8 protein-coding genes are annotated in these 6,466 nt (G+C 67.3%); 5 read left to right on the forward strand and 3 right to left on the reverse strand.

Annotated features, from left to right (window positions below):
* The first annotated feature begins 29 nt into the window (after positions 1-29).
* From VF662_RS07855 to dinB, 3 genes are all read left to right on the forward strand, one after another.
* Positions 30-461: a hypothetical protein gene (locus VF662_RS07855; RefSeq protein ID WP_464139613.1), complete on the forward strand. Its 432-nt coding sequence runs from the start codon at positions 30-32 to the stop codon at positions 459-461.
* A 72-nt stretch (positions 462-533) separates the two neighbouring features.
* Entirely contained in the window at positions 534-1,370 is an 837-nt protein-coding gene (locus VF662_RS07860) for a MipA/OmpV family protein (RefSeq protein WP_464139615.1), read from the forward strand.
* A gap of 29 nt (positions 1,371-1,399) precedes the next feature.
* Entirely contained in the window at positions 1,400-2,479 is a 1,080-nt protein-coding gene (gene dinB / locus VF662_RS07865) for a DNA polymerase IV (protein WP_464139617.1), read from the forward strand.
* Here dinB and VF662_RS07870 read toward each other — a convergent pair.
* A complete protein-coding gene (locus VF662_RS07870; protein ID WP_464139619.1) occupies positions 2,476-2,781 on the reverse strand; it encodes a hypothetical protein in 306 nt (101 codons plus the stop codon). The genes dinB and VF662_RS07870 overlap by 4 nt on opposite strands.
* Before the next feature lie 64 nt (positions 2,782-2,845).
* On the opposite strand from VF662_RS07870, the gene VF662_RS07875 reads away from it, so the two are divergent.
* The gene (locus VF662_RS07875; RefSeq protein WP_464139621.1) at positions 2,846-3,427 is read left to right on the forward strand and encodes an SOS response-associated peptidase family protein; all 582 of its coding nucleotides are present in this window, start codon (positions 2,846-2,848) and stop codon (positions 3,425-3,427) included.
* A gap of 4 nt (positions 3,428-3,431) precedes the next feature.
* Here the strand turns inward: VF662_RS07875 and VF662_RS07880 are convergent, their stop codons facing one another.
* Both VF662_RS07880 and xseA read right to left on the reverse strand, forming a co-directional pair.
* Positions 3,432-3,632: a DUF2093 domain-containing protein gene (locus VF662_RS07880; RefSeq protein ID WP_464139623.1), complete on the reverse strand. Its 201-nt coding sequence runs from the start codon at positions 3,630-3,632 to the stop codon at positions 3,432-3,434.
* 15 nt (positions 3,633-3,647) lie between these two features.
* Positions 3,648-5,072, reverse strand: coding sequence for an exodeoxyribonuclease VII large subunit (gene xseA, locus VF662_RS07885; protein ID WP_464139625.1), 1,425 nt, complete (start codon positions 5,070-5,072; stop codon positions 3,648-3,650).
* On the opposite strand from xseA, the gene purD reads away from it, so the two are divergent.
* The gene (gene purD / locus VF662_RS07890) at positions 5,071-6,345 is read left to right on the forward strand and encodes a phosphoribosylamine--glycine ligase (RefSeq protein WP_464139627.1); all 1,275 of its coding nucleotides are present in this window, start codon (positions 5,071-5,073) and stop codon (positions 6,343-6,345) included. The two genes, xseA and purD, sit on opposite strands and share 2 nt — an antisense overlap.
* The last annotated feature ends 121 nt before the right edge of the window (positions 6,346-6,466 follow it).

Consider the following 6,466-nt stretch of genomic DNA (forward strand, 5'->3'; position numbering starts at 1 on the left):
CAGGTAAAACAGGGATGTACTGCTAGAGGATGCTGAGGCCGCCCGTCATCGCGGCGCTTTCCATGGCGCTCGTTTCCGCCGCTCCGGCTTACGCCGAGAGCGCAGGCGGGCAGAGGCAAGGGCCGTCGCTGCCCGGCCTCACGCTTCGGGAGCGCCCGCAGACGATCGTCTCCGATCCCGCCGCCGCCCCCGCCTCTCCAGAAGCGGACATGTTCAAGGCCGCCAAGCCGGGGCTCGGCTTCTCCAGCCAGACCTATCCCCAGCAGGACGGAAGCTCGGCCGTGGCGACAGGGCTCATCGGCAGCCTGCCCGTCATTGCGGGGGTAAGCGCCGGGCTCGGCCTCTTTTCCGTCACCCACGAAAACCAGAAGGAGCCCGAGTTCCGGCGCAACTGGAGCGCCAAGAACCTCGGCCCCCGCAGCCGCCGGGTCGCAGCGGTCGGCCTCAACGTACGCTTCTAAGTTCGTTGCTTACCCGCAACTATGCTGCATAGATCGCGGCTTACGGAACTCAGGGGGAAGGAACTCGTCCACGTGAACAGGATCGCCGCCACGCTTCTAGCCGGAGTGATGTTCGCTGCCACCGCACCCGCTCTTGCCCAAGACGCACCGCCTCCCGATGACCGCAATACGCTGACGATCGGCGCCGGCGTCGGCTACGTGCCGAGCTACGAAGGTTCCGACGATTACAGGCTTATCCCGGCCGGAATCGTACGCGGCAAGGTCGGCGGGCACAGCTTCTACACGCGCGGGCTGCAGCTCTACCTCGATGCCATTCCGGAGCCCCCAGGACCGGGGTTGGACCTGGCCATCGGACCGGTGGTGGGCGTCCGCCTCAACCGCACCAGTGGCATCAAGGACGCGCGGGTAAAGGCGCTCGGCAAGCTCGACACGGCTGTTGAGGTTGGCGGCTTCGTCGGCATCGGCCAGACCGGCGTCATCACCAGCGACTATGACAATCTCTCCTTCCGCATCTCCTATGTGAAGGACATCGGCGGCGCCCACAAAAGCCACGTCATCACACCCGCGATCGAGTATGGAACGCCGCTCAGCCGCACCGCCTATGTCGGCATCGGCCTTTCCGCCGACATCGTCGGCGACGGCTATGCCGATTATTATTACGACGTGACCCAGGCCGGTTCGCTTGCCTCGGGCCTTGCCCGCTACGACGCTGACGGCGGCTTCAAGAGCTGGACCCTCAGCCTCGGCGGGGCGCATTCGTTGACCGGCGATCTCCTGAGCGGACTCGGCCTGTTCGCGGTCGGCGCCTACACACGCCTCCGCGGAGATTTCGCCGAAAGTCCGATCGTCTCTACAGCCGGCAGCAGGAACCAGTGGTTTGGGGCGCTAGGCCTATCTTACACCTTCTAACCGGCCGCCGTTCGCGCTAAGAACAGGGGGTGAACGAGGCGCCCGTCCGCAAGATCATCCACGTCGACATGGACGCCTTCTATGCGTCCGTCGAACAACGGGACGATCCTCAGCTTCGCGGCAAGCCTCTCGCGGTCGGCGGAATGCATCGCGGCGTGGTTGCGGCGGCGAGCTATGAGGCGCGGAAGTTCGGCGTGCGATCGGCTATGCCTTCCGTCACTGCCAAGCGCTGCTGCCCCAACCTCATCTTCGTGAAGCCGCGATTCGATGCCTATCGCGAGGTGTCGAACCAGATCCGGGCTATCTTCCACGATTATACGCCGCACGTCGAACCGCTTAGCCTCGATGAGGCGTACCTGGATGTGACGGAGGACCTGAAGGGGATCGGCATCGCCACCAAGATCGCGGAAGAGATACGCGCTCGGATACGCGCTGAAACCGGCCTCACCGCCTCGGCCGGCGTTTCCTACAACAAGTTCCTCGCCAAGCTTGCGAGCGACCAGAACAAGCCGGACGGCCTCTGCGTCGTGACGCCGGCGAAGGGCGAGGCGTTCGTGGCGAAGTTGCCGGTGAAGCGCTTCCATGGCGTAGGCCCAAAAACCGCCGAGAAGATGGCGGCGCTAGGCATCGAAACCGGGGCCGACCTGCGCGAGAAGAGCCTCGAATGGCTTGCCCGGCATTTCGGCAGCTCCGGGCCATATTATCACGATCTCGCCCGCGGCATCTGCCACCGGCAGGTGAAGGCGGACCGGCCGTACAAGTCGGTGAGCGCCGAGGACACGTTCTTCGAGGATCTGCGCGACAGCGCCGATCTCCTCGGCGAGCTCGACCGGATCGGGCGGCACGTCTGGCAGCGGATCGAGAAGAAGGGGCTGGCCGGCCGAACGGTGAACCTCAAGGTCAAATATCAGGATTTCCGGATCGTCACCCGCGCCCGATCGCTGGATCGTCCGGTCAGCGGGTGCGACGAATTCCTGGAGATTGGAACGGGCCTGCTTCGAAGCCTGCTGCCGCCGCCGAAGGGCATCCGGCTCCTTGGGCTGGGCCTCTCGAACCTCGGCACCGAAAGTGAAGCTCCGGTTCCCATCCCGCTCCCGCTGCCGCTCTAGAGCATCACGACGTCGCGGGCGCGGACGACGATCACGTCTTGCTCGAACCTTTCCTCCAGCCGCTTCCGGAACGCGCTCCACCAGCCGCGGTCCAGTTGTTCGGCCATGACTTCGAAGATGACGATGTCGTCGCGAGTGACCTCGCCTTCATCCTCCCACAGCCCCTCGGCCGGGCTGCGGGTGAAGGCGGTGAGGCCGCCGAACCGCTCGACCAGCTCGCGCCGCACCTCACCGAACATCGCCGCTGCGAAGGCCTGCCCGCCTTCCCCGTGGAGCGGGAGGAATATCTCGATCACGTACATCCGGTCTGAACGCCTGCGCGGCTGCGGGGTTCTCCCCGCCGCCCGCCGCCGCTACCAAGGCGCCATGTGCAACGAAGTGCGCCGCCGCGTCGCCCTCGGCCAGATACGCGACGATTTCAGCCAGATCCGGATCCCGCTGCGTTTTCCGGAGGGGCTGCCGAACCTCGCTCCGCTGGAAAGCATCCGCATCACTGATCAGAACGCCATCGTGCGCTCGGGCGCCGAGGGGGCCGAACTGGTCGTCCGCCGCTGGAGCTGGCCCGGCGCGGGCGGCAAGCCGGTCTACAATTATCGCTCGGAGGGGCGCGAGTTTACGAGCGGGCGGTGCATCATCGTCGTGGACGGCTTCTATGAATTCACCAAGCACAGCGACCAGAAAAGCAAGCGCAAGCACAAGTGGCTGTTCACGCTCAAAGGGAGCGACTGGTTCGGCATCGCCGGGCTGGTGCGGAACGATGAGAAGGTCGGCGAGGCGTTCACGATGTTGACGACGGAGCCGGGCCCGGACGTCGCCCCCTATCACAGCCGTCAGGTCGCGGTCCTGCCGCAGGCCGAGTTCGGCCGCTGGCTCGATCCCGCGGTTCCGGCGCGGGAGGTGCTGCAGCCCCTTCCTGCGGGGCGGCTCGAGGTCGAGCAAATCTGCTGAGGCTTCAGCCGAGCCGCTCCGCCTTCACCGAGGCTTCCGCATTCGCATAAGCCTCCTGGCGGGCGACGCTCCAGTAGCGGAGCTCCTCGAGCGGGATGCGCTGGCCGGTGACGGCGCAGACGACATGGTCGCCCGGCGAGAGCATCCGGAACGTGCCCGCCACATAATGGAGTCGGGCAGTGCGGCCTTGGTTCGACATCAGCATCGGCGTTCGGCCCTGTCAGAGGAGCTTGGGTTGTTCGGGCTTCACGTAGGCTTCGCGGCGCGGCCGCTCAACCCCGTCGCCGATGCTCGCATCCACCTTGCCGTCCCCGAACACCAGGCGAAGCTTGCCGGCCGCGCGTGCCGCCTCGGCCGAGATGAGCGTGTGCCCGTCCCGATCCTCGATACGGGCATAGCCCTTGGCGAGCGGCCGGTCCGGATGCGCCTGCGCGGCGATCCGCCAGAGGCTGTCGAGCGTGCGGCGCCCCTCCTCGATCCGCCGCCGGACCAGCGCAGGATCGAGCCGTACCGCCCCCAGCCGCTCGCGGCCGCGCCGGAGATTGGCCGCGAGGAGCGAGGGCCGAAGCGCGCCGGCGGCCTGACCGAGATCGGCGCGGGCATGGCTGAGCTGCGCCGACAGGCCGCGGGGAAGCCGCTCGGAAAGCTCGTCCAGCCGCTGCCGCTGCGGCGCCAGCAGCGCGTCCGGCTCCGGAAAGCGGCGAAGGCTGTTTTCGAGCTGCTCGCCCGCCCTCTCCACCGCCCGCCCGGCGCAACGCGAGGCGCGGAGCCCGGCTTCGCGGATCTGCGCGAGAAGCTCGGCCCGCACCGGGACGGCGATCTCGGCAGCGGCCGTCGGTGTCGGCGCGCGAACGTCGGCGGCGAAGTCGCAGAGCGTGGTGTCGGTCTCGTGCCCCACAGCCGAGATCGTCGGGATGGCGGAACCGGCGACGGCGCGCACCACCTCCTCCTCGTTGAAGGCCCAGAGATCCTCGATCGAGCCGCCGCCGCGGGCGACGATCACCAGGTCCGGCTTCTCGGCCATCGCATTGAAGCCGCGCACCGCCGCCGCCACCTGCGCCGCCGCGCCTTCGCCCTGCACTGCCACCGGCCAGACGATCACATGGCTCGGGCAGCGGTCCGCGAGGCGGTGAAGGATGTCGCGGATCACAGCGCCGGTCGGCGACGTCACGACGCCGATGGTCCGCGGCAGGAAGCGGAGCGGCTTCTTCCGCTCCGGATCGAACAGCCCTTCGGCGGCAAGCGCACGCCGGCGCTTGTCGAGCAAAGCCATCAGCGCGCCCTGCCCGGCAAGCTCGAGCCGATCGACGACGATCTGATATTTGGATCGGCCGGGATAGGTGGTGAGCTTGCCCGTCGCCACCACTTCGATGCCGTCTTCGGGCCGGAAGCGCAGCATCTGCGCGCAGCCTTTCCAGATCACCGCGTCGATGCAGGCCTTGTCGTCCTTCATCGTGAAATAGCAGTGGCCGGAGGCGTGGCGCTTGAAGCCGGAGATCTCGCCCCGGAGGCGCACGAGCCCGAACGCGTCCTCCACCGTCCGCTTCAGCCGCGTCGAGAGTTCCGACACGGACATTGCCGGCGCGTTGTCGCCCGGCGTCTCGGTTGCTAACAGCCCGTCTGGTGCTGGAGGGAAGGCGTTCATGAATGTCCTGCTGATCGGCTCGGGCGGGCGCGAGCATGCTCTGGCCTGGAAGCTGGCGCAATCGCCGAAGCTCGGCAAGCTGTTCGCGATGCCGGGCAATCCGGGCATCGCGGAGCACGCCCAGCTCGTCGACATCAATGCCGCCGATCATCGCGCGACGATCGATTTCTGTCTCAAGAATTCGATCGAGCTGATCGTGATCGGGCCGGAAGCGCCGCTGGTGGACGGCCTTGCCGACAATCTCCGGACGATGGGCTTTTGCGTGTTCGGCCCGAACAAAATTCCGGCGCAGCTCGAAGGGTCGAAAGGCTTCACCAAGGAGCTTTGCGCCAGATACGGCATCCCAACGGCGCGATTCTCCCTCGCTTCCGACCGTCTGGCGGCGGAGGCGGCGCTCGAGGATTTCAAGCTTCCTGTCGTGATCAAGGCGGACGGGCTCGCTGCGGGCAAGGGCGTGGTCATCGCGGAGACGCCGGAGGACGTTGAAGCCGCCCTCGATGCGATGTTCGGCGGCGGCTTCGGGGCAGCGGGTTCCTCGGTCGTGATCGAGGAGTTCATGACGGGCGAGGAAGCGAGCTTCTTCGCGCTCACCGACGGGGAGACGGTCGTCCCGTTCGGAAGCGCGCAGGACCATAAACGCGTCGGCGACGGCGATACGGGCCCCAATACCGGCGGGATGGGCGCCTACAGCCCCGCCTCGGTGCTGACGCCGGCGCTCGAGCAGCGCGCGATGGACGAGATCGTCCGGCCGACGGTGAAGGCGCTGGCGGAGCGGGGAACGCCGTATTCGGGCGTGCTCTACGCCGGGCTGATGCTGACCGCGGAGGGGCCGAAGCTCGTCGAGTACAACGCCCGTTTCGGCGATCCCGAATGCCAGGTGCTGATGATGCGCCTCAAAAGCGATCTCCTCGGGCTGATGTGCGCCGTCGCCAAGGGTAAGCTCGCGGACGAGGAGCCGCCCGAATTTTCCTCCGAGGCGGCGCTCACCATCGTGATGGCGGCGAACGGCTATCCCGCCACGCCCGAAAAGGGAGGCCCGATCTCAGGGATCGCCGCTGCGGAAGCGGACGGCGCCAAAGTCTTCCAGGCCGGCACCGCGGCGGCGGCGGGCAAGCTGGTGGCTAGTGGCGGCCGGGTCCTGAACGTCACCGCCACCGGCGCCAGCGTGGGGGAGGCGCGCAATCTTGCCTACGAAGCCGCGGGCCGGATCGACTTCCCGGCCGGCTTCTATCGACGGGACATCGGCTGGCGCGAGCTGGAGCGAGGCCGATGAGGCTTGCCGGAGCGCCGCCGCATATGGATAAGCTCAGCGTCCGCCCCCGCTCCGGAAGGCCTTGATATGTCTCCTGCGCTCAAATTCCTGGTCGGCCTCGCCGCCGTTTTGCTGATGGGGT

Origin of the sequence: Allosphingosinicella sp. (genome assembly GCF_036387215.1) — a bacterium.
In the GTDB taxonomy this organism is placed as follows: Bacteria; Pseudomonadota; Alphaproteobacteria; order Sphingomonadales; family Sphingomonadaceae; genus Allosphingosinicella.

What these genes read in the sequence shown, in the direction of transcription:
- xseA (WP_464139625.1), bottom strand. Translation starts at nt 5,072, where the DNA reads ATGAACGCCTTCCCTCCAGCACCAGACGGGCTGTTAGCAACCGAGACG.
- VF662_RS07880 (WP_464139623.1), bottom strand. Translation starts at nt 3,632, where the DNA reads ATGCTGATGTCGAACCAAGGCCGCACTGCCCGACTCCATTATGTGGCG.
- VF662_RS07855 (WP_464139613.1), top strand. Translation starts at nt 30, where the DNA reads ATGCTGAGGCCGCCCGTCATCGCGGCGCTTTCCATGGCGCTCGTTTCC.
- VF662_RS07875 (WP_464139621.1), top strand. Translation starts at nt 2,846, where the DNA reads ATGTGCAACGAAGTGCGCCGCCGCGTCGCCCTCGGCCAGATACGCGAC.
- VF662_RS07870 (WP_464139619.1), bottom strand. Translation starts at nt 2,781, where the DNA reads ATGTACGTGATCGAGATATTCCTCCCGCTCCACGGGGAAGGCGGGCAG.
- purD (WP_464139627.1), top strand. Translation starts at nt 5,071, where the DNA reads ATGAATGTCCTGCTGATCGGCTCGGGCGGGCGCGAGCATGCTCTGGCC.